This is a genomic window from Trueperella sp. LYQ141, from assembly GCF_046599555.1.
In the GTDB taxonomy this organism is placed as follows: Bacteria; Actinomycetota; Actinomycetes; order Actinomycetales; family Actinomycetaceae; genus Trueperella.
In genome coordinates, this window is the sequence record NZ_JBKIWQ010000001.1 from 78,437 (window position 1) to 103,443 (window position 25,007).

Here is a 25,007-nt window from a genome sequence, read left to right on the forward strand (position 1 = left end):
GGTATTGTGCGGGTGGTAAATGGCGGTATGCCAGAGAAAATGGTGACTAGGTGTGAGCGTGAGATAAAGGTAATTTTTCTTTCGGCACATGTGCATGTAACATAAAACACGTGACCGTCATCACGCCACTTTGGAAGCAAGGGCGCTTCCCACGGAGGAGAGAGACATGACACAGGTTTATCAAGATCAAACTTGGGCGGCCCAGGCGCTGTGTGCAGACATTGATCCTGACGCACTGTTCGTCCGCGGTTCGGCACAGGTCGATGCCCGCCAGATGTGCTTCTCGTGCCCGGTTCGGATTCAGTGCCTTGCTGACGCATTAGATTCCGGAATGACCTTTGGAGTATGGGGCGGAATGACGGAACGCGAACGCCGAGCATTGGTGCGGCGTTTCCCTGAAGTGCGCGATTGGTGGCTTTACCTCAATGAGTCCGACGATATTGTTGCCGTGGAACTGCGGGCAGGTCGGATTCCGCGGCTTTCACGTCGGCCTGCCGGGCGCTAACCATAAGTACATTCCCGCGCTGCATGGCAAACAGAGTTCGGCAAGTGTGCCCGTTAGGGAACGAACAGATAGTAATTGAGTAGATCGCGCGGGCAGCAGCCATCGCGGAGATCACCTTGCTGGCGGCAGCGTCACTGCCTAGGCTTGAGCTATGACTACATGGGAATACGCCACAGTGCCGTTACTAATTCACAATACGAAAGCCATTCTAGATACGTGGGGTCAGGACGGGTGGGAACTCGTCACGGTTATCCCTGGGCCGGATGGAACGAATCCGGTTGCTTACCTGAAACGAGAAAAGCAGTGAGCGGATTAGTGGGAAACGAGGAAAATGTGAGCATATCGCAGCGGTTAGCCCAGCGCGGATTGGAATTGCCTGAGGTTGCTGCGCCTGTGGCAGCGTATATTCCGGCAAAACAGGATGGCCATCTGGTGCGAACCTCCGGGCAGCTTCCGTTCGTTGCCGGAAAATTACCGATGACGGGGAAAGTGGGCAGTGAGGTTGACGCAGAACAGGCCAAAGAGTTAGCTGCTCAGTGTGCCCTGAATGCTATTGCGGCGGCAGCGGCAGTATGCGGAGGCGTAGAACGGCTAGTGGGGGTTTCCCATGTGACGGGATTCGTGGCTTCTGCGCCAGAATTCACCGGCCAGCCAGGGGTTATCAACGGGGCCTCGGAACTGTTGGCAGATCTTTTTGGAGCGGCTGGATCACATACGCGATCAGCGGTAGGTGTGGCAGTGCTGCCGCTCGATTCTCCAGTAGAGGTGGAAGTGACCTTTCTGGTCGCGCAGTGAGCAATGAGTCGCGGTCAATGCTGCGAGTTATTGGCGATACGTTGAAGAAAAGCCGGAAAGGGCCCGCGGTAGGGCGTGGCGCTGGTAGGGCGTGGCGCTCTGCCTGTCTCTCAATAGCGCCACTCAACGGAATGTCGCATGCGGATTTGCCTTGCTGGATCAGGCGAAATAAGCCTCCAGGGCGATATAACTGGAGCAAATGCCCTAGCGTAAATGGTGGTAAATCATGATGGCGGGGTGGGGAGAGTTCATACTCCCCACCCCGCCATTGCTATGTTCTTGCGGCATTTACGGCAAAAGCGCCGCAAACCTATCGCACGCCCCGCGCGCCACCACGGGAGGAAGCCCCTGATTTTCCAGTGGGATGTTAGGGGCTGCGGGCGCGCAACCATCGCGGCGCTTCGGCATTACCAGGAGAACTAGACTGCCAGGAAGAACCGGCGGTTACGCTATGTGTGCGCACCTATTCGCGCGTCACTGCTATGTGGCGTCCTTAGCCGAGCCGTGCGTGCTCAGTGGGCGCGCCGCTGGAGGCGCCCTACCTGCATGAGCAGGACCGCGCGACCCTCTAGGCGAATCCAGCCACGAGCAGTGAAATCAGCCAGCGACTTATTCACCGTCTCGCGGGAAGCACCAACCAAATGCGCCAGCTCTTCCTGAGTCAAATCATGAGCCACATAGATACCTTCAGGCGTGCGCTCACCAAAGCGCTCCGCCAAATCCAACAGCGCCTTAGCCACTCGACCAGGAACGTCGGAAAATACCAAATCCGCCATCTGGTCATTGGTGTTGCGCAAGCGGGTAGCCAGCTCGCGCAACATCGACTTTGCCATCTGCGGATGGGCGTCAATGTATTCCATCATTTCCTGGTGGGATAGGTACAGGAACGAGGACGGAGCGATAGCCGTCACCGTTGAAGAACGAGCGCCGAGATCAAACAGCGACAACTCGCCGATAATCTCACCCGGCCCGAGGATGGCGATGAGGTTTTCCCGCCCATCATCGGCAGCGTGCGAGAGCTTAACCTTGCCCTCTGTGATGACGTAGAGACGATCGCCAGCGTCACCCTCGTGGAAAAGTGATTCACCACGCTTGAGGCTTGTCTCGGTCATAAGGGCGAGCAGAGCATCACGCTCGTCGTCGTTCAGCTCCTTAAAAAGCTCTACATTGGCAAGGATGTTGGATTCCATCCGAATACCTTTCTCGTGATCGGGCACGAACCATCAGCACAGCAGAACCGACATACAGTACTCTCTGGCTTGTGTTCGAGGTCATACAGAATCTATCTTGCCATGTAGGAGGCTGGTATGCACGACATATTGATAGGTTTGTTGTGCGCAAAGTCGGCAATATTGATATAGAGGAAAGAGATACCGATGACGAATACGAGTTCACGAAGATCAGCGTCATTGGCCAAGAACACCCCACAGCGGGCGAATTCTCGGCGCTCTGCCGCCGCTACTCGCCGCAAAAAGCGTCAGCCTCGCAATGTAGAGCCAATCTGTGACCAGCTTGCAAAACTGTATCCGGATGCCCGATGCTCACTCGCCCATCGCAACGCTTTCGAACTACTCGTTGCAACCGTATTATCTGCACAGACGACCGACGAACGAGTCAATTCCGTGACCGGAGAACTATTTGAACGCTACCCCGACGCGCAAACCCTAGCCGGCGCAACTATTGGGGATTTGCAGCGGATTTTGCGCCCCCTGGGATTCTTCCGAGCAAAAGCTGATTCGCTCAGCCGACTCTCGCGCAGCCTCGTCCACGATTTTGGCGGCGATGTTCCTCAAACATTGGAAGAGCTGGTGACCTTAGCTGGAGTAGGGCGCAAGACGGCCAACGTCGTTCTCGGTAACGCCTTTAATACCCCTGGAATCACCGTCGATACTCACGTCGGGCGACTTTCGCGCAGATGGGGATGGACGAAAGAAACCAATGCGGAAAAAGCCGAGCGTGACCTGATGGATATTCTCCCGAAAGACCAGTGGACGGTCTTATGCCACCGCATTATTGCGCACGGGCGGGCCATCTGCCATGCGCGAGGACCGCAATGCGGGATCTGCCCTATTGCCTCGCTGTGCCCGTCAGCCAAACTCGAATCAGCATAGCGAAAACACGACAGCGCGGATTAAGAAAAGATGAAAGGACGAGCGCGCTCAATATTGTAAGCGCCGACGCATAATCCACGGCTTATTACTGGCTCGTCACGATGGATTACAGCCGGGTTGTTGCCGTTAACCTGGGCGACCAGGAGCGGTCACGTACTAAAACCCCAGCTAATCTCAATGCGGACTGCGGATTCAACATATCAAAACCCATAGCGAAATCACGACGCCACCGCAGAGCACAACCAGCGGGAAAAGAGAGAATGCCACGTCGAGCGCCACGCGCACCCCTCACAGGGCAAACCACAGGGAATACAGATCAATCGCTGAACGCCGCCGACGAGGATACGCCCAGCCGCTAGCGCAAGCACCGATGATCCTAATCCGTGATGATCCATGCGCGCCCTACTGCGGCGACTGCAGGTTACAACCCCGCGAGGAAATTCAACAAGATTCGGTTAAACACCTCAGGTTGCTCCTCAGGAACGAAATGCCCAGCGTCACTGACCCGCACCTTCCGATACGGCCCGCCAGCGAATTCCCGATCCTTATTCCACGCACGATCCGGCAAAAACGGATCAAGTTCCCCGCGAACTGCCAACACAGGAATATACACAGTATTGGCAGCCTCGCGCAGATAACGTCGGCCAGTTGGATTGCGCTGTGCCCGCCACGTCCACCGCAACTGATCGACAGCGATTTGCGCCGCCCCTGGCAACTGCAAAGCCTGACTGTAGATCTCCCACTGGCTTGCCGCCCCGTCGTTCCCAGGAGCAGACCAGCGGGTCAATAGCTGACGGACGGACTGCGGATCGCGCAGATTTTTACGACCCATCGGCGGAACAAGCGTGCCTAATACCTGCTGCCACGTTTTGAACGTAACGTGCGTGCCAATGCGATGTAACGTGCGCGGATGAGGAGAAGAAACAGTGACTAACCCGGAAAATAAATCCTGTTTCATGGAAACAGCCGACCACGAAAAAGCTCCCCCACGCCCCAAACCAACCAGCACGGCCTTACGCGCGCCCAAGGCTTGAACGATAGCGATGAGATCTTGAGTGAGCGTCAAACCATCTTCCGAGTTCGGCGTTTTATCGGAGCCGCCGATTCCGCGTTGGTCAATAGCCGCAACCTCATATCCGGCCTGCGCCAGAGCAGAAATCTGATGACGCCACGCCCACCAATACTGCGGAAAACCGTGAACAAGCAAGACTAACGGCCGGTCATCGCGATGTTCACCGGCGTAGGCGGCGTGGAATTGTGCGCCATTAGCTTGAATTTTGCGGTGCGTCCACGGGCCACAGAGCGTAATGCACGAAGTGTCGGCGGGCATGTGCAAGAACCTACCTGTCTGACGAAAACGAGGGAGTTTTACCGAAAACGTGCGCCGTCATGCGCGATGCGCAGCACACGGGCTGACGAAATAGCTAGAGATGGGATTGTGGGAAGAAAGAAAGGAAAGACCCGACCGGAAAACTCCGTGTCGGGCCGATCCACTACTTTGCGTCTGTCTCGTGGGCGAGAAGCAGATCGCGACGAGTAACGATGATGGCTCGCCGTTCTCCACGTCGGCGCGCCAAATGCGAAACTAGACCAGTGAACAGCAACAGGAAGCCAAAGACGGCGATACGACCTGAACCAAGATCATTGGTCAGATGGTAGACGACATTGCCAGTGAAATCGTTATATGACCCAATGGCGTGGTCAATCTTAGCGATCACCTCATGAGCGAACTTCGGCATGATGAGGGCAAGCGAACCAGCTACCGCAAGGATCAGACCAAAGAACTGTGCGCCCAGTGAGGAACGGCGAGCTGTGAGCCACAAGATTGCAGCAACAGCGACGCCTCCGAGAAGCTCAACAAATGGCCACAACTGGAAAACCTGCTGATCCCAGCCATTGTTAGGAACTGTGTAAAGGCGCGCCCCCGCGTCGGCAATCAAATACCAAGCAATCGGGATGAGGATGAGCGTCAGGAAGAAACCGCCGATATGCGCCCACGTGCGCGGCTTTGGTTCCTCGGGAATATCAGTTGATACCTCACCAGGATCTTTGGACCAGCGCTCGCGGCGGGCCTCATCTTCGCTGTTTCCGGCGACGGGTGCAACGGCAGTATCGGTTGTCGTTGCAGGTGTGAGAGTCTCATCACCCGCTGGGGTGGCAGGGGTAATAAGTGATCCGCCCATGACGGAGGTGCGAGTAGGAGCGCTGGAGCGAATCTCCTCAGCTTCTTCCTCGCGTTGGCTGACGTAGCTGCCTAGCGTGGGATTATCTGAGGTCCGTTCCATGCGGCGTGAAGACAGCCCTGGGCGGGTTGTTGCGGCTGTTGTTGCTGCGGCGGCAACGGATTCGCTCGGAGATGCTGCTTCAGGCGCAGCGGAACGTTCGCTGCTATCGCTGGTAGCGGCTGGGCTTTCAGCGGAACGGGCAGATTCTGAGCTGGAATCGTCATCGCTGGTCGCAAAGGGATTGGTGGCGACAGTGCGATCTGAGGAGCTGCCGGCTGATTCTTCTGCGCGCTCGGCGGAAGGGGCGCTATCAGGCGTGCTTACGCGGGATGTGCCCGTGTGGAAATCTGAGTCGGTATCCGAGCGGAAATGATCTGATGAGGCTGAATCGCTGGGATATTCGTGGGAATATGCCGTCGCGCTCTCGCCATCTGCAGGGGATGGAGCTGCGTCGGTGGAATCGCCGGGCTGGTATGAAGAGCTGCCATTCGATGGGGAATCCGCATAACCAGATTCTGTGGATGCGAAGGACCGGTATGAGGACTCCGATGATTCACCGAACTGCGGATCGTCTGCAATATCGAGATCCTCGTTGGAAAATTCGCGAGTAGGGTGCGAGGCGTCTGACGCCGGATCAGAGTATGTGGACTGATCATAGGCTGGCTCGCTGGGCGTGGCAGACGCCGTATTGTGTACGCGGTATCCTTCAGGATCGTCGTCATCTTCGGGTGCTGTGGAAAACGCGCGATCCCAGGCGGCGTGTTCGGCTGCCGCAATATCGACTTCAGCAGGGCTGGCTTCAAATGAGCCGGCTGTTTCAGCGGGGGCGTCCGTAGGGGACGCTTCGGACGCGGTATCGCGTGCTTCTTCGTCGGAGAGCGGATCGAGGATGTTCTCCTCGTCCTCAAATGGACGACGGGACGCCGAGTTATACGGATCAGTTGGCATAGACACAGTTACTCCTATCAAATGCTGTTTTCAGCGTAACTGTTATGCGGGTGCTAATCGACAATGATTGCGGCGTGCCTTTGTGGATAAGAGGAGTTTTTCCACACATCTTGCCGATCTTGCTCAGAAATTATGGGAAGCGGTCAGGCTAAAGGCATGGTTGATATGGATATCTTTTCGGTGCTCTACACCGGAGCAGACCGAGCAATTGCCGCAGAATTACAGCGGTTGGCAGATCTCGTCGGGGTGGATTTCACCTGCGAACCGCGCACATCTATCCGAATCTCTCACGCACAGGAAGACGATTCAGCCTCCCCTATCGTCTCTCGGCAGTCAATGGCCGTCCTGTACTTTAATGACGCGCCGACCCCAGGGCAGGTAGAGGCACAATTTCATGAAATGTTTGCCCCGTACTTTCCCCGTGGAAAAGTACGGCTACACCCACGAGAGGACTCCTCAGAGATTCTCGAACTCATGGCAGCCGTTGGGGCAACAGTACGTGGGCGAGTCGTTGGCGTGCTTGGTGCTCACGGTGGCGCGGGAACATCAACAATTGCTGCCTGGCTCGCACGCATATTCGCACGCGAAGAATCCGCTGGACTCATTGATCTCAACCCAAGCTCCGTCGGAATAGATCAACTCCTCGCAATTGAGACAGCGCCCGGAAAAAGATGGGCAGATCTCCTCGGCAGCGGAGCAGTGCTCGCCGGTCGGCTCAACGACGTCTTACCAATATGGCACGCAGTGCGCGTCGTTTCTGCTGATGAGCGCGGGGCAGTACCCAATATGGAAGCAGGGGCACGAGTAATTGCGGCACTATCACAAGTGCAACCGTGGACGATTCTCGACCTACCCACCTACGCTGGCGTGCCCGGAACAGCAGAACACAGCCTCGTGGAATGGTGCGATATTCTCGTCCTGCTCACCAAAACAGACGCGGTTAGCCTGGCTCACGCCGCCTGCCGGATCACCCACATATCCCAACAGGTGCTCGTCGTTGCCAATGGTATTTCTGGTTCGTTTCACAGCGCGCATATCGCGCACAGCGTGGGAGTAGAACAGGTCCTATCGGTCCGGCATATCCGAGGAATGGCCGCAGATATTGACCACGGGGTTAGCCCAGGTGATCGGAGTCGGGCCGCAATGGCAAAAGACATCCGGAAGATTTGCCAGCATATTCGCGATCAAATCTCGGCTTAAGCGGTAACGCCATGAAACTAGCAGGTGAGCAATTGGCGGCTATGCGCCAACGAATCGCTGCCGGAGAATCAGTGCGCGCGGCCGTCGCCCAACTCTCTGGTGCTGTATTCACGGCAGATCTGGCGGCAGTTGATACCCAAATTCGCCACGAACTGATCGGGGCAGGGCCTGTGATAGCCCCACTCTTGGAAGATCCCGCAGTGACGGATGTCGTCATCAATGGGCCACACGTATGGGTGGACCGAGGTGAAGGGATGGTGGCTATTCCCCAGGCACAATTTGATGACGAAGAAGAGGTGCGGGCCTTGGCGGTGCGGCTAGCGGCTGGATGTGGGCAACGGCTGGATGATGCCAGCCCAATCGTGGATGGCACATTAGCTTCCGGGGTGCGGCTTCACGCTGTAATTCCGCCACTATCTGCGGAGGGAACACTCATTTCGCTGCGTACCCATCGGGCTCGGGTGATTGGGCTGCACGAATTAGTTGCCAGCGGTTCCGTACATGAAGAACTCGCCGATCTAGTGCGCCAGCTAGTAGTGCAACGGGCAAACGTCATCATTTCCGGAGCTACCGGATCAGGTAAAACGACCTTCTTGAACTCGGTTTTATCGTTAATAGATCATCGCCAGCGGATCATCATTATTGAGGAAGCCGCGGAATTACGCCCCGAACACCCGCATGTTTTGCATTTACAGGTGCGCAAAGCCAATGTGCAAGGAGCTGGGGAAATCACCATGAGTGACCTGGTGCGAGCGGCCATGCGCATGCGCCCCGACCGCATTGTTTTAGGGGAATGTCGCGGGGCAGAGGTGCGCGATGTGTTAGGTGCGTTGAACACTGGGCACGAGGGTGGCTGGGCGACGCTCCATGCTAATTCCACGACGGATATCCCTGCTCGATTAGTGGCTTTAGGGGCGCTCGCTGGGATGAGTGAGGAAACGACGGCGGCACAGGCGGTAGCGGGCTTAGATTGCGCTATCCATATCAGGCGGGCGGGGCGGCGCAGATACCTCCACGAAATTGCAACCTTTCGTCGGGAAAATGGACGCCTAGTAACAGACGTGGCAGTGCGAATAACGGATAGCGGGCAGGTAATGCACGGCAATATGGCCGTTCTCGAACAACGATTGGTGAGATAGCCATGTGGATAGTTGTGTGTGCTGTGATTTTTGTGGGGTATCTCAGTGTTCCGCGGCGATATGTGCGGCATCGGCGGCGCAGTCGGCGCGTTCGACAGCCAGTGGTGCGCCAAGATCTGGATATGGGGGCGATCGTTACGGAGGTGGCGACGCGGTTACGCTCTGGGGCAAGTGCTGAACAGGCCTGGGCTGGAGCTTTAGATCATGCGGGCTTGCGTACGCAGATACCGATGCCTGGGCGGTGGTTGGCTAATCCTGTGCAGCGGTGGCGCGGACGAGGAGGACGAGGAGGTCGCGCGCTGCGTGGCGGGAATAGTGCTAGCAGCAATGCGTCGGAATATGGGAGGAATCGCTCTGGAGTGAAGAATCGAGCGAAGTTAGCGGCTCCGCAGGCTACGGCTGGGATGGGCGGCGCAGAGTCGATCTTGGATGAAAATGGCGTGCCGCTAGTGCTGTATGACCTCATGCGTCGGCCTTGGGGATTGCCGTGGAAACATCGCGTTTCTCAGACGGTTCGCCATTCGCTTCCGGCGGTATTTGCGGTGTGCCATATGAGTACGCGCACGGGTGCGCCAATGGCGGAGGTATTGGATTCGTGTGCGGCCGGGATTACGGAGTCAGGGGAGGCCCAGGCGGCTCGGGAGGTGGCGTTAGCTGGGCCGCGATCCTCGGCACGTATGTTGGCTTTTCTTCCAGTTTTGGGGTTGTTCTTGGGGTGGTTGTTAGGGGCTGATCCGGTGGGTTTTCTCTGTGGAACTGCGATTGGGCGGATTGCTTTGCTGGCAGGGGTGGCTTTTGAGAGTGCCGGAATTATGTGGACAACGCGGTTGGTGGCGCGCGCACGTTCTCAAGCGGATAGGTAATCGTCGGTGACAAGAGGCAAGAGCGGGTCAGTGGTGGATAACGTGCGAATCAGGGAAGTGTTTACGGGCGTGGTCTGTGGTGTGCGGTGCAGAGAACGGATTGGTGACGTTACAGCTTAGGGCGTCGGTCGGTTTAGCTTACGGCAAGTCAGGTGGATCGTTCGGTCAACGGCTGGGGTAACGAAGCGGGTTTCTCGCTATTTTGCGCAGATATTTTACATATTTTGCATGGGATTTCATTGCGCACGATGTGTATAGGGATTGTGTGCGGGGATTGTGTATGGGGCTTTCACGTCATGATTACCCCTTGAGCTTAGAGAGGGAAAAGACGGGTGTGCTGTTTTGGGTGGTAACGGGCAGTGCGGGTAGATGTGGGGAGATGGAAACAGGATGCATATTGTTTTGGGATTAGCTGTGGCGGCGTTGGGGCTAGTGTGGGTGGTGCCTGGTCCGGGTCGAGTTCCGCGGAGTGTGGAGTTACGTAGCACGGATAGTGCGGTGTTGTTGGATTTAGCGGCGGCAGCGCTCAGCGCGGGGTTGTCTATTCCGGGAACTCTTCATGCGTTGGGGATAGCTACGGGTGGTACACAGTTGACGACGACGGCGAATCTTTTGCTGATGGGTGCCGGATGGGAAGAGGCGTGGGCGGATAGTCGGGCCTGTGATATGCCGATCCGAGAGGCTTTATATGCGGCGTGGACGGATGGGGCGGCGCCGGTTCCGTTATGTGTTCGAGCTACGCAATCGGTGCGTTTGGCGCGGCAGCGTCGTGCGCGGGAGGCGGCAGCGCGGTTAAGTGCGCAGCTTGTTCTTCCGTTGGGTTTGTGTTTTTTGCCGGCGTTTATCTTTTTAGGGATTGTTCCGGTCGTGGCTGGCGCTGCGCGTTTCGTCTTGTGAGGAGTGCGCGTCTTACGAGGAGTGCGCGTCGGTTATTAGGGCGTCAGTCGATTATGGGATGCCGGTGCGTTATTAGAACGACGGGCGGATGGCGGAAATACGAAGGGATGGGTGGTGGCATAGTGCGTTGCGATAGGCGGATATGCGTTCTAGATGAGCTGTGAAAGCTGCTCAGATCTTTTTATTGGGAGAAGGCCAAGGCAGATAGTGCTGGGGAATAAGGCCGATGGTGTCGGGAAAAGGAAAAGAGTGGGTTAAGGAAAAGCGGGGTCAAGGAGGGGAGGAGGGCGTTGCGCGTAGCACGTACCCTAGAAAGGTTTTCCACATAGATAGCTGCGTAGGTGTTTTCCACCAGATCATTTCGGTGCTGACGGGCGCGGTAGCTCAACGCGCACAATCAAAACGTCACATCCAGTGGCAGGCCTTACGGGATGGATGCTGGGTTTCCCAAAGAACCATTGGGATAGTCAAGCCTTGGCCGTAGGGCAGATTTCCTACAAAAGAAAAGAGAAAAACATGTTTCACAAAATGATGACTGCAGCGGTGACCCCTCGCGTTGAATCCGGCATGGTGGCCGCAGAGTATGCGGTGGGTACGGTTGCTTCCACAGGTCTGGCCGGGATTCTCGTCTGGCTGGCAAAGCAAGATTGGTTCCGAGAGGGCATTTCCTCTATTTTCAAAATGATCTTTAAGTGGGTCTAATCCCAGATAATATCGGTCAGATATGGGCAGTCAGGGCGAGCGAGAGATAGTCGCGGCTCGCCCTGGGGTTCCCAGTCATGGCGCGCTTCTTATTGGTTTCCGACGCTGAGTGGTTGCTGTACCTACATTCGGCGTATCGGAAGTAATGCGCTCGCAATGCTGGCAAAGAGCGTCAAGTGATAGGCGTCGTTGTGCGGAGCAATAAAGCTAAGAGCCAATCCGTTTAAGACCACTTTGAGAGCGTCAGTGGAAAACGCGCTATGTATTGATTCAAAATATGTCGGATATGTCGAAGAAAGGAGGCAGGTGTGAGACGTTCAAGCAGTTTTTGTACACATGCTGGCGGTGCTGTTATTCGTGCTGAGCCAGGAATGGTAACCAGTGAATTTGCGATGGTTACTCCAATCGCCTTGATGGGGACCTTCCTACTGGTGAGCAGTATTGTCCAGTCTTTTCACGTATTAAATGCAGCTAATGATGCGAGAGATATTGCTCGTCAATTGGCTGTCAATGGCACCTCGTCAATTCAGTCGGAAGTAGAGGCTCGTGGTGGGCGAGTGGATGTTTCGATGGAGGGATCGTCTCTGACTGTGCGAGTCACTGAGCCAGTTCGAGGGCTTTTCCATTCACTGGGAGTAGAGGTTAGCGAAGAAGCTCATATCGCGATGGAGCCTGGTCATGGTCGCAATCCGTAGTAGGCGAAAATGGTGGCGCGTGGGTAGCTTGCGCAAGAGTCGAACTGCGAGGCCCGGCAATGAATCTGGTTCTATGACGGTACTCGGGGCGTTTTCCATGATGCTATGTGCCATACTGGCTGTTTTCCTTATGCAAGGGGGATATACCGCACTGGAAGCCCATCGGGCGCAGAATTCAGCAGATCTGGCGGCGATTTCTGCAGCGACGGTACTGCGCGATACAGGTTCGGAGCAGCAGGCCTGCCGTCAGGCGAATGAGGTCGCATATCCGTTAACTGCCAAGTGTCGATTTCGCGGCGAGATAGCTATTGTTGATGTTCGAGGTGCGGCACGGTTTACCTGGCTACGATCCGAACATCAAGCACAGGCAACGGCTGGGCCAGCTCGTCTCATGCCGAACTCCGAGTAAATATCGTGGTTTCTGAGACGATTGGGCGCTGTCATAGCTAGATGGTGCCTGCACATGGTTACAATGTCCACGAACAGCTAAGCCGAAAGAGGGTAAGAGCAGATGTCGAAGCTAGTGATCGTGGAGTCGCCTGCGAAAGCGCGAACGATCGGGAAGTATTTAGGCTCCCCGTACGTTGTGGAGGCGAGTGTAGGTCACGTGCGAGATCTTCCGCGCCCGAGTGATCTGCCAGCACAGATGAAAAAAGGGCCGTATAAGAAGTTCGCAGTGGACGTCGAGAATGGCTTTGAACCCTACTATGTGGTTAGCGCAGATAAAAAGAAAAAGGTCGCAGAGCTCAAGAAGATTTTGAAGCAGGCTGACGAACTGTACCTCGCCACCGATGAGGACCGCGAAGGTGAAGCAATTGCGTGGCATCTTCGCGAAGTCCTTAAACCAAAAGTTCCGGTTAAGCGCATGGTCTTTCATGAGATTACTCAGGAAGCTATCTCGCGCGCCCTGGATAATACGCGAGACATCAACATCCCCTTAGTGGATGCGCAAGAAACCCGCCGAATTCTTGATCGACTCTACGGTTATGAAGTTTCGCCGTTGCTGTGGCGCAAGATTGCGCCAAATCTCTCGGCTGGTCGAGTGCAATCGGTGACGACCCGTTTGATCGTTGAACGTGAGCGGGAGCGTATCGCTTTCCGTCCGGCCTCCTATTGGGATGTCACTGTCACTCACGATGCAGCCGGAGAGTCATTTGTTTCTAAGCTCGTTGCATTAGATGGGCGGCGAATCGCCACTGGCAAGGATTTTGATGATGACGGGCAGCTTAGCGCCAAGGCACGGGGAAATAATCTGCTAGCTTTGACGCAGGCAGATGCGCAAGCAGTGGCATTATCTTTGGCTGATAGTCAGGCTGGAGTGGCCTCAGTGGAAACGAAGCCCTATCGTCGGCGCCCACCGGCACCGTTCACAACTTCCACCTTGCAACAGGAAGCCTCTCGTAAGTTGCGCGTAACAGCTCGGGAGACGATGCGAGCAGCACAGTCGCTGTATGAAAACGGCTACATCACCTATATGCGTACTGATTCGGTGAATCTATCGAGTCAGGCCATCGGTGCCGCGCGTAAGCAGGCGGCAGCTATGTATGGTGCGCGGAGCGTGCCAGAAAAACCTCGTATCTACACGGCAAAATCGAAAGGTGCGCAGGAGGCACACGAGGCGATTCGCCCAGCCGGTGAGTCTTTCCGCACGCCACAGGAATTAGCGTCGGTGCTCTTTGGCTTGGAGTTAAAGATCTATGAGCTGATCTGGCGTCGAACGCTGGCCAGTCAAATGATTGACGCGACGGGCGTGACGGCTTCGGTGCGGTTGCACGCGTCAATTGACGCGGCTGGAGCGCGGCAGGCGGAATTGGCGGCATCGGGGACGGTAATCACCGAACGAGGATTCTTAGCGGCATACCAAGAAGGTCGCGATAAGAAACGATATGAGGACGAGGCAGAAGGGCAGTTGCCGGAGCTATCCGTCGGGCAGCATGTGAGTAACGCTGAAGCAACGGCAGAAGGGCATCAGACGACGCCACCACCGCGATACACAGAAGCGTCTTTGGTGCGAACCTTAGAAGAACGAGGAATCGGGCGGCCGTCAACCTATGCGTCAACGATCTCAACGATCATTGATCGCGGATATGTAACGAAGCGGTCGCAGGCTCTAGTGCCGACTTTCCTGGCGTTTGCTGTGGTGGGATTGATGGAAAATAATCTGCCGCAGTTAGTCGATTATGACTTCACCGCTGAGATGGAAACAGAGCTGGATAATATCGCTGCTGGCGAGCAGGATCGGGTGGCGTATCTCAAGGAGTTTTATAACGGGGATACGAACAGTACGGGTTTGCATGCCCAAGTGGATGGTCTTGCGGAAGAAATCGACGCACGTGCGGCTAATACCTTAAAGCTTTCTGACGAGGTTGCGATTCGTATTGGGCGCTATGGCCCGTATGTGGAGCGCAGTAATTCTGCCGGGGAAGCGGTTGGGCGAGCAACGATTCCTGATGATGTCGCTCCCGATGAGCTGACCTTAGAGCGGGCGCTCAATTTACTAGAAAATTCTGGTTCAGAAGAACGCGAGTTGGGTCGTGATCCGCAGACGGGTTATCCGATTATCGTTAAGAATGGTCGCTTTGGTCCGTATGTTACAGAGGTTTTGCCTGATGATGCTGTGGCATATACCGCGACGGGGAAGGTTTCCAAGGTGAAGCCGAAGCCGCGCACTGCGTCCCTGTTTTCAACGATGAGCCCACAGACCATCCGCTTGGAACAAGCCTTAGAACTCCTGACTTTGCCGCGTGAAATCGGCGAATTCAATGGTGAGATTATTCGGGCGCAAAACGGTCGTTATGGTCCGTATATTACGTGTGGCAGCGAATCGCGGTCCTTGGAATCGGAAGAGCAAATCTTTACAATCACCGTGGAAGAGGCCCAACAGCTCCTCTCTGAGCCGAAGAAGCGTCGGGCGGCGGCAAGCCGTACCAGTCTTAAAGAGTTCGGAGCGGATCCAGTTTCCGGGGGCAATATCGTTATGAAGACGGGGCGTTTTGGTCCGTATGTTACTGACGGTACTGTCAACGCCTCGATTCCGCGGGCTGAGGCGGCAAACTTGGATACTATTACGCCGGAGCGCGCTCAAGAGCTACTGGCTTTGCGTCGGATTAAAATTGCGGAATCCGGTGGGGCAACTAAGTCCTCGCGCACATCGGCAGCAAAGAAGGGCGCCGCAGCAAAGAAAGGCTCAACGGCCAAGAAAGCTAGCGGATCACAGCGAGCCTCGGCGAAGAAAACAACGAGTCGCACAGCTAAGACGTCTCGGAGCGCGCGCACAACAAAGAAGAAGGATGCATAATGGCGGGCTGCTTCATCTCTTTTGAGGGTGGGGATGGCACCGGAAAATCCACCCAGGCGGCGATTGTGGCCAAAAAGCTCGAAGAACGCGGGTATCGCGTGTGCGTGACGAGAGAGCCTGGCGGAACGGAATTGGGCAAGCAGATCCGTCACTTGCTGTTGCATGGATCGGATATGGGACCGCGGGCTGAGGCACTGCTGTATGCGGCTGATCGCGCGCACCATGTTGATACGGTGGTGCGCCCTGCTCTGGAACGCGGGGAAGTGGTGCTCACGGATCGCTACCTCGATTCTTCTGTTGCCTATCAGGGGGTTGCCCGTCAGCTTGGTAAGGATGAGGTTCGCAATCTTTCGATGTGGGCGACGAATGATCTGCTCCCGGATGTAACGATCTTGCTGGATTTATCGCCGGAGGCTAGTGCCCGACGGACGAATGAGCGAACGGGAGGAAAGCTGGATCGGCTAGAGTCGGCAGGGGATAGTTTCCATGCGGCGGTCAGAAAGCAGTTTTTGCAGATGGCACAGGAGTATTCCGATCGCTTTGCGGTAGTGAATGCCGATCAGACGGTTGATGAAGTAGCTGCAGATGTTTGGGCGGTTGTTGAGGGAGCGCTCGAAAGAAGAGCAATAACGGTGGATGCACAGTAGCCATGAATGTATTTTCCGACGTGGTGGGTCAAGAAGAGGCGGTCCGCGAATTACAGCGAGCTGCTCAGGCCGCGCATGAAGTGCGTAGCGCATTCGCTGACTCTAGTCAGTCGGAGATGGCATCGGCTGCGATGAGCCACGCCTGGCTCATCACCGGCCCGCCCGGGTCGGGCCGCTCGCTTGCCGCCCGCGCCTTCGCGGCAGCCTTGGAGTGTACCGGCGAGGAACTCGGCTGTGGGCAGTGCTCGTCGTGTCGTGCGGTGATGGCCGGTAATCATCCGGATGTAACAGTGGTGAGCACGGATCTGGTGACGATTAGCGCGGATGAAGTGCGTGGTTATGTTGCCAGCTCCTATCAAGCGCCAGGCAGTGGGTATTGGCGGGTATTCATTATCGAAGATGCGGATCGTATGTTGACTCGCACAACGAATGTCTTGCTGAAAGCCATTGAAGAACCTGGCCCACGGACGGTGTGGATGCTGTGTACGGCGGCGGTTGCGGATGTTTTGCCAACGATCCGGTCGCGCTGCCGGAACGTCAATCTGGTAACGCCGTCGGAGCAGGCAATTGTTGATTTGCTGGTGCGGCGGCATGGGGCAAGTGAGCAGGAAGCTCGGGTCGCGGTTGCAGCGGCGCAGCACCATATAGGGTTAGCGCAGGCGCTTATCACTGATAAGACGGCGGTGGAGTTGCGCTCGCGAACCCTAGATTTTTTGGTGCAGGTGCGAGGTGTTGGCGATGCGGCGTTGGCGGCCCAGGTTTTAGTTGATCCGCAGCTTATGGGTGGAGCCTCGAAAGCGGCGGATGAGGAGTCGATTGCTCAGGAGGAAGCGGAGCGGTTGGCGGCTCTTGGGTTAGAAGCGGGGGCGAAAGTTCCGGTAGCTTTGCGCGCTCAGATGAAGAGTGCTGGTGTTGATGCGAAACGACGGGCAACTCGGCGCTTGCAGGATACGATTGATCGGGAACTAACGTATATGATCTCGTTTTTTCGCGATGTGCTCGTGTGCCAAATGGGGGCAGAGGTTGCATTGGTTAATTCGGATTATGAGAAATATATCCGTCAGTGTGCTGAGCAAAACAGTGTAATGTCGATTTTGCGCCGCATTGATGCGCTAGCGGAGGCTCGTACGAGATTGACGTCGAATGTAGCCCCGCAGCTACTGATGGAATCAGCGTTAATGCAGGTTCGTATTGCGCAATAATAGGTGCAATGATAGGCGTGTCTTTGGCGTGTTAGTGCCGATGGCGTTCCTGCCCAGGTTTTCACATCGATTGTTCTCAATAGGTAGTTTTAGTAGCTGGATTTCAGTGGCTAATCTGCGAGTTTGCCCTAAAACAATCCTCAAGGAAGATTCCCAATAGCTACTTATGTAATGAATATTTTGCCGATTTTAATGGATACGTTGCAGGTTTAATAGCTGCTTTGCCGAGGTAATGGGTGCTTTACTGAGCGGAAATCTGAACAAAATGGAAAGTTACCAAGCTGCCCTTGTGTAGAAACTTTTCCACAGTTTTATTCGTGTGGGTATTTCCTGGTGATCTGTGTACAACAGATGCTGAATATGACGAAATGGCTTAGATTTATGGGGTGAAGTCATACAAGAAGATTGCTACCGTTATTGCCGTATCGGCAATGGGCTTGGCTGCGTGTTCAGCAGATGTCAACGTTGATAACGTTGGTTATCCGTCGGGGAAAGTCAGTTCTTCATCAACAAGTGAGTCAACAAATAGCTTGGTTCCGCAGGCAATCGAAGCTCCTATGCCGGCTATCCCTTCCGGTTTAGAGAAGTTTTATACCCAGAAATTGACGTGGACGGACTGCGATTCGCAAAAATGTGCTGATCTGACGGTCCCTATGGATTATCAGCATCCTGACGGGAAGACGATTACATTGCGGATGCGCATGGTTCCGGCGCGGGGTACGGCGATTGGGAATCTGTTGACGAATCCGGGTGGTCCGGGGGCAAGCGGTCAAGAAATCGCAAAGATGGCCGATCAGTATTTCGATTCTGAGGTTTTAGATTCCTTCAACCTCATAGGTTTTGATCCGCGTGGTGTTGGAGATTCCACGCCGGTGGATTGTTTGCCTGATAAAGAGCTGATTTCTGTTATTGAAGCGTCTTATCCAGATACGCCAGAGGGAACGGCACAAAATGAGGCTGACGCGAAGAAAGTAGTCGATGGATGCGTTGCCCGAACAGGTGATGTGCTGAAATTCCTTGGGACGGAAGAGGCGGCACGGGATATGGATGTTATGCGCCATGTCCTCGGCGATCCACAGTTGTACTATGTTGGATTTTCTTACGGAACGTCTCTCGGGGGAATGTATGCTCAGTTGTTCCCGAAGAATGTGGGGCGTCTAATTCTTGACGGAGCAGTGGATGACTCCCTATCCTCATTTGACCAGTATCTGACGCAGACCAAAGGTTTTGAGCGGGCCTTCAACGCGTATTTAGAGTCGTGTTTGTCGAATAAGTGCCCCTTAGGTAATAGCGTGGATGAAGCTCGCGCAAAGTTTAGCCAACTAGCGGAGCAAGCGAAAAAGACGCCATTCCCAGGTGAGGATAACCGGACGGTTAACGATACGGTGCTGCTGTACGGCGTGATCCTTCCTCTGTATGACAACATGGCGTGGCCGGCATTGACTTCAGCGTTCGATGAGCTTGTTAATGACGGAAAAGCGGGGCTATTCCAACGATTCTTCGATATGTATATTTCGCGTGAGGGCGATACATTGACGAGTAATATGATGGAAGCAAATTGGGCTATTAGCTGTGCGGATACCGTGGTAACAGGAAATCCGGAAGAGTGGAAGCGACTATCGCAGCAGGCGGCTCAGGAAGCTCCTATTTTTGGCAAGCTCATGCAGTACAGCGAATATATGTGCTCTATTTGGCCTGGTGGTGGGCGTAAGACTCCATTAGGCCCGTACGTTGCTAAAGGTTCGGCACCGATCGTAGTTGTTGGCACGACGGGTGATCCGGCAACGCCGTATGAGTGGGCGCAGAAGTTTGCAAAGGATCTTGATAATGGTGTGCTGGTGACGTGGAAAGGCGATGGCCACACGGCTTATGGTCGGGCGGGGGACTGTATCAGCAAACCGCTTGATGAATATTTGCTGACCGGAAAGGTTCCGCAAGACGGCTTGACCTGCGAAGGGAAAAACTAAGAAGAAGCGGGATCAAAAGTAGAAGGACGAGGGGCGCCGCCGGTAGCACGGGTAGTGTATGGGGTGCGAGTAGCGTACGCGGGCTACGCGGGTAGCGCCCCCACGTCACTCAGATCACGTCTGCCTATTTGAAATTCTATGGGGATGTTCGGTAGATTGATCTAGCTGCTTGCAGCGTGCCACCTTAGCTCAGTCGGCAGAGCGATTCACTCGTAATGAATAGGTCGAGAGTTCGATTCTCTCAGGTGGCTCCAGTTATGCGTAGACACCCATTTTGATACAACGCCCGGCGAGGTCGGGTAGCGAATCAGGATGGGTGTTTTTGCTCGTCAGCGCATAGGGGTTTATTTTTCGGCTTGTTCGGCTAGTTGGGGAAAGAACACTGACTGAGTGCGAGTGTTGCCCTCTCTAAATGAGTGAACGACGTTGATTTCACCCCAATACTCAGCCAGTGCTTTCACGAAATCCTGCCGGTCAAGCCCGCGCAAGCAGTTATCTGTACCAAGACTATCGAATAACCGCTCAGCTTCGCGGGTTAATCCTGGACCAGGCGGATAATACCTGTGCCCGCCCTTGATCGTGCCAACGTGACGTTCTTGACCGGCCCACGGGTAAACATCTTGGAAAATATGACGGTGGATGGCTTTGAAATGCTCATAGGAGAAATCCTCAACAAGCGGCTTATCGAGCCATTCAATAGCGCGCACCATCGTAAAAGACGTCTCAACATTTTGCAATACTTCGCCATCGCGAATATTAGCCACATTAATGAGGCAACCGCACCCTGTGATGGGATATATAGTTTCAGGGTAGAAATACGACTCCCAAGTGGGATACTCATTCCCTTCACTAAGCAACATATTTATCTAGTACAATCGCGCGGTATTCCTCCATCGTCATCTCATGGCGGGCAACCTTCAGAAGAAAAGGACGCAGATCTTCAGGCACGTATCCGGTTGCTAAGCGCACGCATCCCATCGCTTCATCAACGATTTCCTCATCAGTTTTTCGAGTATTAATATCTGTGCTACTCATCGCTCTCCCTCCTTTTTCTAGTAGTTCAGTTATACTCAGCTCACTGCCTATTCACTAGAGTAAATCCTTGGATAATCAACGTTTTCAGGTTGTTCTAGTCTGATTTCGTATCCTGGGATACTCCGATGTTTAGCTCCTGTTTCTCGCCGTCAAGAGAGGTGAATATGCCATGAGAACCCCATCATTTTCCTCAACGAGGCTATCACTTCATGTATGGACTGTTTGAATCTCAATAGTCTAGTAGTGATGACTCTGAAATAGATTCCACAACGCCAATGCTTGTGGCGTATGACCTCACCGACTTCTGGCATTGAGTGTAAAGTTGTGTTTACTAGATATTTCTGGAGCGACTGCGGCTATAACTTTCGGGTTATGCTCTTGTGGTGTTGGCAGGGATTGTTGGCTTTACCTACCCTGGAGGCGGTTTTGGCTATAGGGTGTATAGCTACCGAGCTACAACAATTTCGTGGAAGAGCGAGTAAGTGAACGCTGGTAGTAAGTATATGAGAAGGTATGCTCTCTACATGACGATAAGGAAAATTGCCCTTATCGTCGCTACTATCTTGTTTTCTCTTTGGGGAATTTTCATTGCGCTTAACTTTGATTTAATCCCAGGGGTTTACGTCGGTCCTCCAAAAATTGATGAGGAATATCTTGTATATAGTGTCACTTCTGGGGTCAATACGGTTGATGTCTACCAGTACAACGGTGAGGTTTGTGTAGATACGTACTCGACTTCAGAAGCCGATATTCCAGATCAGATCTGTTCACCTATGTCGAGAAAGCTTAACCCTAGCGATGTTACGCTTCGCTGGTTCACTCTCAATGGTGATGAGGAAGAAGTTGAGGCAGGACATCCGAATACAACATCGGTGCATATCCTTATCAAAGACGGAGAAAAAGTAATTCTTGACCATAAAGAATCATTTGTCGAAAGGTTTGTTGAAGCTCTTAATGAGGCGATGAATAGGTAATCTTCGCCCAAGTAACGCATTGCAGGCAGTTATGCCTCGGTTGATTCTGAAGATTCACCGGAGATTTTAGGGTGAGCAGATCTTAGGCGTTGAATATGAATGTTTTGTTTATGGTAGATAACTGCCAGGAGGCAGAGAGCGATATATAGTCCGATATTGAGCGAAATATGACCACAAAACATTTTCCGCATTGTCGCATCGGCGTCCTCGGTTATAAGCCGCGTGGCGTAGGCGGTCAGGATCCCTATGAAAATAACACCTCCACATCTCAACAAGGAGCGAGAACTAACGTTCATCAGTGGTAGTACGCATCCAAGGAAAGCGCTTAGCGGCATTGAAGCGACTATTAAAACCGAGCCAACTAGCTGAAACTTAGGAAAAGTAGATAGCAAAAGATAGTAGGAAATATGACAGGTGAAAAACACAAACGCGATTCCTACCAGCCACCTGCTTTTAATCTCATGTTTAGATGAATCCTTGCCAGTATGCATCGCACTACTTTCTGGATACTGCCACCGTGCACTCAACCAATTCAATGGTAGAGCATTATTCACTAACTATTTATAACAAGAAATGAGTATGTGGATAATGATGACATTAATGATACGGACGTCAAGTTTATGCAGGGGAGGGGTGAACTCGACGCGCTCAGAGTGACCCTTGCTAAGGGTGTTCGGGTTTTCCGTCGGAGAAGGAGAACTTCGCCGACTAGTTTTTGATGGAATGTGTGCGGGGCAGGAGGAGTCCTGTTGTTTGTATTGCAGTTGATGTGTTACCGACGCGGGATTGGGCGAAGATCAAGGTTGCCTCGATGCAGGATGACGGGTATTCATGTGGGTTTGCTCGTCCGTTAGGCGGGTAATACGGATTGGATGGCAGTCGAATGCGCGCCGGAGTGGCGGTAGTGTTTTGTGAGAGATTCCGACGCCGTGTGGGTTTTCTTTCCGGACTCAGTTTCAGCGCCTGGTGATACTGATGTGCCATGCTGGAGTGCTGACGAATTATCTCGGTACTCCAACTACTAAAGATATGAATGATTTGTTGATTTTTCAGTGTTATTAAAGGCTGTTATGGGTGAGATCAGCAACTTTGGTGATTGCGTCTATGCGTGAAGCATAGGAATATAGCCGCTGCGGTATAGAGGATCCAGGGGCTCATACAAAAGAGGAGGTTTTCTTGCCAGTCTCCAAAGAAAATTTCGTCCGCACTCGTATCGCGATAGATGGAGCTCTCCGCACACAGCAGTAATGCTGCAATACCGCTGGCTATGATCTTTATCCATAGTGTGGTTCTATGCGGAAGTGGCCAGCGTCGTGGTGGGTCAACCGCTAACAGAACGAAGCCGGTCAAGAATGTTCCATACAGCGGGAACACCATCAATAACGTCCCCATTGCCGCAAGCCCAGCAGAGGGAATGGCGAAGATCCCGAAGAAGATTCCAACCCATGCCGCAAAGGTACGGACCGCGTCGGCGCCTTTCGTGGATTTAGTGGTTGCCGTTCCTTCGGCGGGTTGGCTTGCCTGGGTGTGATTGGACTTTAGCCCAGCCGCGATAGCAAAAACGAGCCATGCCACGCCAAGGGATATAAGAGTTTCACCCCAATGTCGCGATCCGTAATGGTTACAAAAAGTCGCGTCAAAAGCGACGAGGGTGGCGGAGGCGAAGCCGGTTCCTGCCAGTCGGGAAGATATGGATTCGCGCCGAGGTAAACGCCATAGTGAGGGTGGGTCAATATAAAACAGCAGTAAAGCGACGATGGGCATCGCCCATAATGGGGTGTTTACTGGGGTTAGTCCGAGCGTGAAAAGCAGGTATCCCGGGATGACGGCCAAGCCGTAGAGGAGTCCGATCCAATAGACGTAAGCGCGGATGAACTCTTTGGCGTGCTCAATCATCACGATCCCTATCCTAGGTTTGCCCGTACTCAAGCATACCGAGGCAGGGGCGTCGGCTTATAGCAGCTTTATAGTGGTGTATGGCGTGTATAGCGATTTTATGGTCGTTTATAGCAGGACGGGTATAAGCAAGGCGGCGGCAGCCATGCCAGCTTACGGGAAGCTGGCATGGATGTGCTGAGCTTTTGATTTGCTGGCGTTGTGGCCCGTCAGAGCCAGGGCTGTGTGCCAGTTGCCTCTGGTATCTCGCGATCTGCTCAAAGCCTACGACCTTGCTGCGTTGATATTAGCGATGAGGCAATACCGGCATACTGCCCGTCATCCCAAAAGCCCCGATTCGTTTTCCGAAGAGCTAGCACAACGCCAATGTTTGTGGCGTATGACCTCACCTACTTCTGGCATTGAGTGGAAAGTTGCGTTTACCGTATATTTCTGGAGTGAATGTGGCTATAACACTTGAGTTATGCGTCTGACGCCATCTGCTCTAACAGCAGGCCTGCGTCAGTCAATATCACTCCAGTTGAGCCCGCCCTCGCAGGCTATTTCCGGGCAGCCGTTCCAGGTTTTAGAGAAATATCCAACGATGTCCACTGCCACCGAATACGGATACTTTTCCGCTACCTTCCCATAGACCGCCCTAGCGGAAAGCGCGACGTGGTCGAAGAAGAAGTTGCATACGCTTTCGTAATTCCACAGCTCTTGGATGACCTGGCATACTGTCCGGTGGGATACCCATTCCGGGATGTCTTCGAGAATAAACCACAGTTCATCTTCGACGGTTTCTCGGTCAATTTCGCAGCCCGCACCACAATCGCACCACTGCATACCCTCATTTGGCATTTCCCAAACATCTGGCTTTTCCGGCGCTTTCGCCGGTGCTGGAGCTTCAACTGGGGTTTCAGTCGATGGTGACGCGGGGATCTCAACTGGGGTGCTGCTATATGGCAGTTCGGAAGCTGTAAAAGCCCCAGTGCGCGATGAGATAGAAGTTGCAATCACGTTTTTGGTAGGCGGTAGTGCGGCACATTTATCTAGAGTTTTGGCGCATGATGGCATAGGAGTTACGGCGGTGGTTTCAGTATGCGATATTGCAAGAGCGTCAGTGAGTGATTCCATCTCATATATCGGATTGTGAGTGCTGACGAGTGCTCCGGCAGCATGTGATGAAATATGAGTATTGACGTCCGTTTTGGTGCCGCTCGACGAGGCAAAACCCTGAGGCGTGCCAACTACAGTCGCCCTAAACACTGTTTCACCAGGGATGATGCGGCGGTTAAAAGTGCCGAGAATATCGGTATCAGTCGTATTTACGGTTCGCATTGCGGAACTCCTTTCGCATTATTCAGCGAGACTCTCTCGCTGCGGATCTTCCTTCAGGGGCACCGTGTGCGAAAACGCGGTTGCCAGATAAACAAGCTGAAGGGCTTGGCGTTTATCTTCTTGATCGTTACCTGACCAGTTTTCCCAAAGAGGTTTGAGCCGTACCGACCAGGCGATTGCTACTCTAGGGCAGAATTCCCTTTTCTGCAATATATTTCTTTGGGTGTCCGTCATTACCCAAAGTATTTCTGACGGGAACAGCATATCCCGCCTGTCTCCAGCGCCTGCTGCTCACTGTGTAACATGATCTGTGCTATAAAGTGCCGTCACCGCCGTAAAACACTGCCATCGCAACGAAACCTCGCGCTGAAAGACGTTGTCACCCTGCGCCTGTAATGCAGGTAGCTCGCACCCTTCTGGCGATCCGGCGCATATCTATCTGCCGTAGCGCCAGGAAATCCGACGTGGGATCTGGGATTCGGTGACTATCCAATGCGGGCTTGCCGCCGGTACGTGTTACCGACATGTGTTACCGGCATGTATCCTTTGGTCGTTAGTTTCCAGCAGATATGACTGTGACCAGCGCAC

At 53.9% G+C, this 25,007-nt stretch carries 24 protein-coding genes, 1 tRNA gene and 1 riboswitch; of the genes, 18 read left to right on the forward strand and 7 right to left on the reverse strand.

Going from position 1 to position 25,007, the window contains the following annotated elements; translation table 11 throughout:
• Positions 1-166 precede the first annotated feature (166 nt).
• The 3 genes from ACLHIJ_RS00385 to ACLHIJ_RS00395 all read left to right on the forward strand — a co-directional run bounded on the left by ACLHIJ_RS00385 (position 167) and on the right by ACLHIJ_RS00395 (position 1,300).
• Positions 167-505, forward strand: a complete 339-nt coding sequence (locus ACLHIJ_RS00385; protein ID WP_411296625.1) for a WhiB family transcriptional regulator — start codon at positions 167-169, stop codon at positions 503-505.
• Positions 506-656: 151 nt separating this feature from the next.
• Positions 657-812 carry a hypothetical protein gene (locus tag ACLHIJ_RS00390; protein ID WP_411296626.1) on the forward strand — a complete coding sequence of 52 codons (156 nt, stop codon included), beginning with the start codon at positions 657-659 and terminating at the stop codon, positions 810-812.
• Entirely contained in the window at positions 809-1,300 is a 492-nt protein-coding gene (locus ACLHIJ_RS00395) for a RidA family protein (RefSeq protein WP_411296627.1), read from the forward strand. Before ACLHIJ_RS00390 ends, ACLHIJ_RS00395 begins: the two co-directional genes overlap by 4 nt.
• A 512-nt stretch (positions 1,301-1,812) precedes the next feature.
• Here ACLHIJ_RS00395 and ACLHIJ_RS00400 read toward each other — a convergent pair.
• Entirely contained in the window at positions 1,813-2,490 is a 678-nt protein-coding gene (locus tag ACLHIJ_RS00400; protein ID WP_411296628.1) for a Crp/Fnr family transcriptional regulator, read from the reverse strand.
• A gap of 186 nt (positions 2,491-2,676) precedes the next feature.
• On the opposite strand from ACLHIJ_RS00400, the gene nth reads away from it, so the two are divergent.
• The gene (nth, locus tag ACLHIJ_RS00405) at positions 2,677-3,411 is read left to right on the forward strand and encodes an endonuclease III (protein ID WP_411298195.1); all 735 of its coding nucleotides are present in this window, start codon (positions 2,677-2,679) and stop codon (positions 3,409-3,411) included.
• 421 nt (positions 3,412-3,832) lie between these two features.
• On the opposite strand, the gene ACLHIJ_RS00410 is transcribed toward nth, so the two are convergent.
• Together ACLHIJ_RS00410 and ACLHIJ_RS00415 are read right to left on the reverse strand one after the other, a co-directional pair.
• Positions 3,833-4,741: an alpha/beta fold hydrolase gene (locus ACLHIJ_RS00410; RefSeq protein WP_411298196.1), complete on the reverse strand. Its 909-nt coding sequence runs from the start codon at positions 4,739-4,741 to the stop codon at positions 3,833-3,835.
• Between the two features lie 163 nt (positions 4,742-4,904).
• The gene (locus tag ACLHIJ_RS00415; protein WP_411298197.1) at positions 4,905-6,590 is read right to left on the reverse strand and encodes a hypothetical protein; all 1,686 of its coding nucleotides are present in this window, start codon (positions 6,588-6,590) and stop codon (positions 4,905-4,907) included.
• 150 nt (positions 6,591-6,740) lie between these two features.
• Between ACLHIJ_RS00415 and ACLHIJ_RS00420 the strand changes: the two genes are divergently transcribed.
• From ACLHIJ_RS00420 to ACLHIJ_RS00475, 12 genes are all read left to right on the forward strand, one after another.
• Positions 6,741-7,784, forward strand: a complete 1,044-nt coding sequence (locus ACLHIJ_RS00420; RefSeq protein WP_411296632.1) for a hypothetical protein — start codon at positions 6,741-6,743, stop codon at positions 7,782-7,784.
• Positions 7,785-7,795: 11 nt separating this feature from the next.
• Positions 7,796-8,923 (forward strand): TadA family conjugal transfer-associated ATPase, encoded by a 1,128-nt coding sequence (locus ACLHIJ_RS00425; RefSeq protein ID WP_411298198.1) that lies wholly within the window; start codon positions 7,796-7,798, stop codon positions 8,921-8,923.
• Between the two features lie 2 nt (positions 8,924-8,925).
• Positions 8,926-9,786 carry a type II secretion system F family protein gene (locus ACLHIJ_RS00430; protein WP_411298199.1) on the forward strand — a complete coding sequence of 287 codons (861 nt, stop codon included), beginning with the start codon at positions 8,926-8,928 and terminating at the stop codon, positions 9,784-9,786.
• A 390-nt stretch (positions 9,787-10,176) separates the two neighbouring features.
• Positions 10,177-10,683, forward strand: coding sequence for a hypothetical protein (locus ACLHIJ_RS00435; RefSeq protein WP_411298200.1), 507 nt, complete (start codon positions 10,177-10,179; stop codon positions 10,681-10,683).
• Positions 10,684-11,199: 516 nt separating this feature from the next.
• Positions 11,200-11,385: a DUF4244 domain-containing protein gene (locus ACLHIJ_RS00440; RefSeq protein WP_411296636.1), complete on the forward strand. Its 186-nt coding sequence runs from the start codon at positions 11,200-11,202 to the stop codon at positions 11,383-11,385.
• Positions 11,386-11,693: 308 nt separating this feature from the next.
• Positions 11,694-12,080, forward strand: coding sequence for a hypothetical protein (locus ACLHIJ_RS00445; protein WP_411298201.1), 387 nt, complete (start codon positions 11,694-11,696; stop codon positions 12,078-12,080).
• Positions 12,064-12,489, forward strand: a complete 426-nt coding sequence (locus tag ACLHIJ_RS00450; RefSeq protein ID WP_411296639.1) for a pilus assembly protein TadG-related protein — start codon at positions 12,064-12,066, stop codon at positions 12,487-12,489. Before ACLHIJ_RS00445 ends, ACLHIJ_RS00450 begins: the two co-directional genes overlap by 17 nt.
• Before the next feature lie 102 nt (positions 12,490-12,591).
• Entirely contained in the window at positions 12,592-15,378 is a 2,787-nt protein-coding gene (gene topA / locus ACLHIJ_RS00455; RefSeq protein ID WP_411298202.1) for a type I DNA topoisomerase, read from the forward strand.
• Positions 15,378-16,025: a dTMP kinase gene (gene tmk, locus ACLHIJ_RS00460; protein WP_411296641.1), complete on the forward strand. Its 648-nt coding sequence runs from the start codon at positions 15,378-15,380 to the stop codon at positions 16,023-16,025. Before topA ends, tmk begins: the two co-directional genes overlap by 1 nt.
• A gap of 2 nt (positions 16,026-16,027) precedes the next feature.
• Positions 16,028-17,227 (forward strand): DNA polymerase III subunit delta', encoded by a 1,200-nt coding sequence (locus tag ACLHIJ_RS00465; RefSeq protein ID WP_411298203.1) that lies wholly within the window; start codon positions 16,028-16,030, stop codon positions 17,225-17,227.
• A gap of 386 nt (positions 17,228-17,613) precedes the next feature.
• Positions 17,614-19,194 (forward strand): alpha/beta hydrolase, encoded by a 1,581-nt coding sequence (locus ACLHIJ_RS00470; protein WP_411298204.1) that lies wholly within the window; start codon positions 17,614-17,616, stop codon positions 19,192-19,194.
• A 178-nt stretch (positions 19,195-19,372) separates the two neighbouring features.
• Positions 19,373-19,448: transfer RNA gene (locus tag ACLHIJ_RS00475), tRNA-Thr, on the forward strand.
• A gap of 90 nt (positions 19,449-19,538) precedes the next feature.
• On the opposite strand, the gene ACLHIJ_RS00480 is transcribed toward ACLHIJ_RS00475, so the two are convergent.
• Entirely contained in the window at positions 19,539-19,958 is a 420-nt protein-coding gene (locus ACLHIJ_RS00480) for a Fic/DOC family protein (protein ID WP_411296644.1), read from the reverse strand.
• An 85-nt stretch (positions 19,959-20,043) separates the two neighbouring features.
• Positions 20,044-20,229 (reverse strand): hypothetical protein, encoded by a 186-nt coding sequence (locus ACLHIJ_RS00485; RefSeq protein ID WP_411296645.1) that lies wholly within the window; start codon positions 20,227-20,229, stop codon positions 20,044-20,046.
• 524 nt (positions 20,230-20,753) lie between these two features.
• On the opposite strand from ACLHIJ_RS00485, the gene ACLHIJ_RS00490 reads away from it, so the two are divergent.
• Positions 20,754-21,203, forward strand: a complete 450-nt coding sequence (locus ACLHIJ_RS00490) for a hypothetical protein (RefSeq protein WP_411298205.1) — start codon at positions 20,754-20,756, stop codon at positions 21,201-21,203.
• A 1,080-nt stretch (positions 21,204-22,283) separates the two neighbouring features.
• On the opposite strand, the gene ACLHIJ_RS00495 is transcribed toward ACLHIJ_RS00490, so the two are convergent.
• On the reverse strand, positions 22,284-23,099 hold the full coding sequence (locus ACLHIJ_RS00495; RefSeq protein WP_411298381.1) for a hypothetical protein: 816 nt from the start codon (positions 23,097-23,099) through the stop codon (positions 22,284-22,286).
• 223 nt (positions 23,100-23,322) lie between these two features.
• Here ACLHIJ_RS00495 and ACLHIJ_RS00500 point away from each other — a divergent pair, with 223 nt between their 5' ends.
• Positions 23,323-23,559: a hypothetical protein gene (locus ACLHIJ_RS00500; protein ID WP_411298206.1), complete on the forward strand. Its 237-nt coding sequence runs from the start codon at positions 23,323-23,325 to the stop codon at positions 23,557-23,559.
• A gap of 41 nt (positions 23,560-23,600) precedes the next feature.
• Here the strand turns inward: ACLHIJ_RS00500 and ACLHIJ_RS00505 are convergent, their stop codons facing one another.
• Positions 23,601-24,419 (reverse strand): hypothetical protein, encoded by an 819-nt coding sequence (locus tag ACLHIJ_RS00505; protein ID WP_411298207.1) that lies wholly within the window; start codon positions 24,417-24,419, stop codon positions 23,601-23,603.
• 10 nt (positions 24,420-24,429) lie between these two features.
• Positions 24,430-24,545: riboswitch (SAM riboswitch) on the reverse strand.
• Between the last annotated feature and the right edge of the window lie 462 nt (positions 24,546-25,007).

Excerpts from the sequence above, each read along its gene's own strand:
- topA (WP_411298202.1), top strand. The coding sequence starts at position 12,592 with ATGTCGAAGCTAGTGATCGTGGAGTCGCCTGCGAAAGCGCGAACGATC.
- ACLHIJ_RS00495 (WP_411298381.1), bottom strand. The coding sequence starts at position 23,099 with ATGATTGAGCACGCCAAAGAGTTCATCCGCGCTTACGTCTATTGGATC.
- ACLHIJ_RS00430 (WP_411298199.1), top strand. The coding sequence starts at position 8,926 with ATGTGGATAGTTGTGTGTGCTGTGATTTTTGTGGGGTATCTCAGTGTT.
- ACLHIJ_RS00410 (WP_411298196.1), bottom strand. The coding sequence starts at position 4,741 with ATGCCCGCCGACACTTCGTGCATTACGCTCTGTGGCCCGTGGACGCAC.
- ACLHIJ_RS00490 (WP_411298205.1), top strand. The coding sequence starts at position 20,754 with ATGACGATAAGGAAAATTGCCCTTATCGTCGCTACTATCTTGTTTTCT.
- ACLHIJ_RS00390 (WP_411296626.1), top strand. The coding sequence starts at position 657 with ATGACTACATGGGAATACGCCACAGTGCCGTTACTAATTCACAATACG.
- ACLHIJ_RS00400 (WP_411296628.1), bottom strand. The coding sequence starts at position 2,490 with ATGGAATCCAACATCCTTGCCAATGTAGAGCTTTTTAAGGAGCTGAAC.
- ACLHIJ_RS00505 (WP_411298207.1), bottom strand. The coding sequence starts at position 24,419 with ATGCGAACCGTAAATACGACTGATACCGATATTCTCGGCACTTTTAAC.
- ACLHIJ_RS00485 (WP_411296645.1), bottom strand. The coding sequence starts at position 20,229 with ATGAGTAGCACAGATATTAATACTCGAAAAACTGATGAGGAAATCGTT.
- ACLHIJ_RS00450 (WP_411296639.1), top strand. The coding sequence starts at position 12,064 with ATGGTCGCAATCCGTAGTAGGCGAAAATGGTGGCGCGTGGGTAGCTTG.
- ACLHIJ_RS00435 (WP_411298200.1), top strand. The coding sequence starts at position 10,177 with ATGCATATTGTTTTGGGATTAGCTGTGGCGGCGTTGGGGCTAGTGTGG.
- ACLHIJ_RS00425 (WP_411298198.1), top strand. The coding sequence starts at position 7,796 with ATGAAACTAGCAGGTGAGCAATTGGCGGCTATGCGCCAACGAATCGCT.
- ACLHIJ_RS00385 (WP_411296625.1), top strand. The coding sequence starts at position 167 with ATGACACAGGTTTATCAAGATCAAACTTGGGCGGCCCAGGCGCTGTGT.
- ACLHIJ_RS00440 (WP_411296636.1), top strand. The coding sequence starts at position 11,200 with ATGTTTCACAAAATGATGACTGCAGCGGTGACCCCTCGCGTTGAATCC.
- ACLHIJ_RS00420 (WP_411296632.1), top strand. The coding sequence starts at position 6,741 with ATGGTTGATATGGATATCTTTTCGGTGCTCTACACCGGAGCAGACCGA.
- tmk (WP_411296641.1), top strand. The coding sequence starts at position 15,378 with ATGGCGGGCTGCTTCATCTCTTTTGAGGGTGGGGATGGCACCGGAAAA.
- ACLHIJ_RS00465 (WP_411298203.1), top strand. The coding sequence starts at position 16,028 with ATGAATGTATTTTCCGACGTGGTGGGTCAAGAAGAGGCGGTCCGCGAA.
- nth (WP_411298195.1), top strand. The coding sequence starts at position 2,677 with ATGACGAATACGAGTTCACGAAGATCAGCGTCATTGGCCAAGAACACC.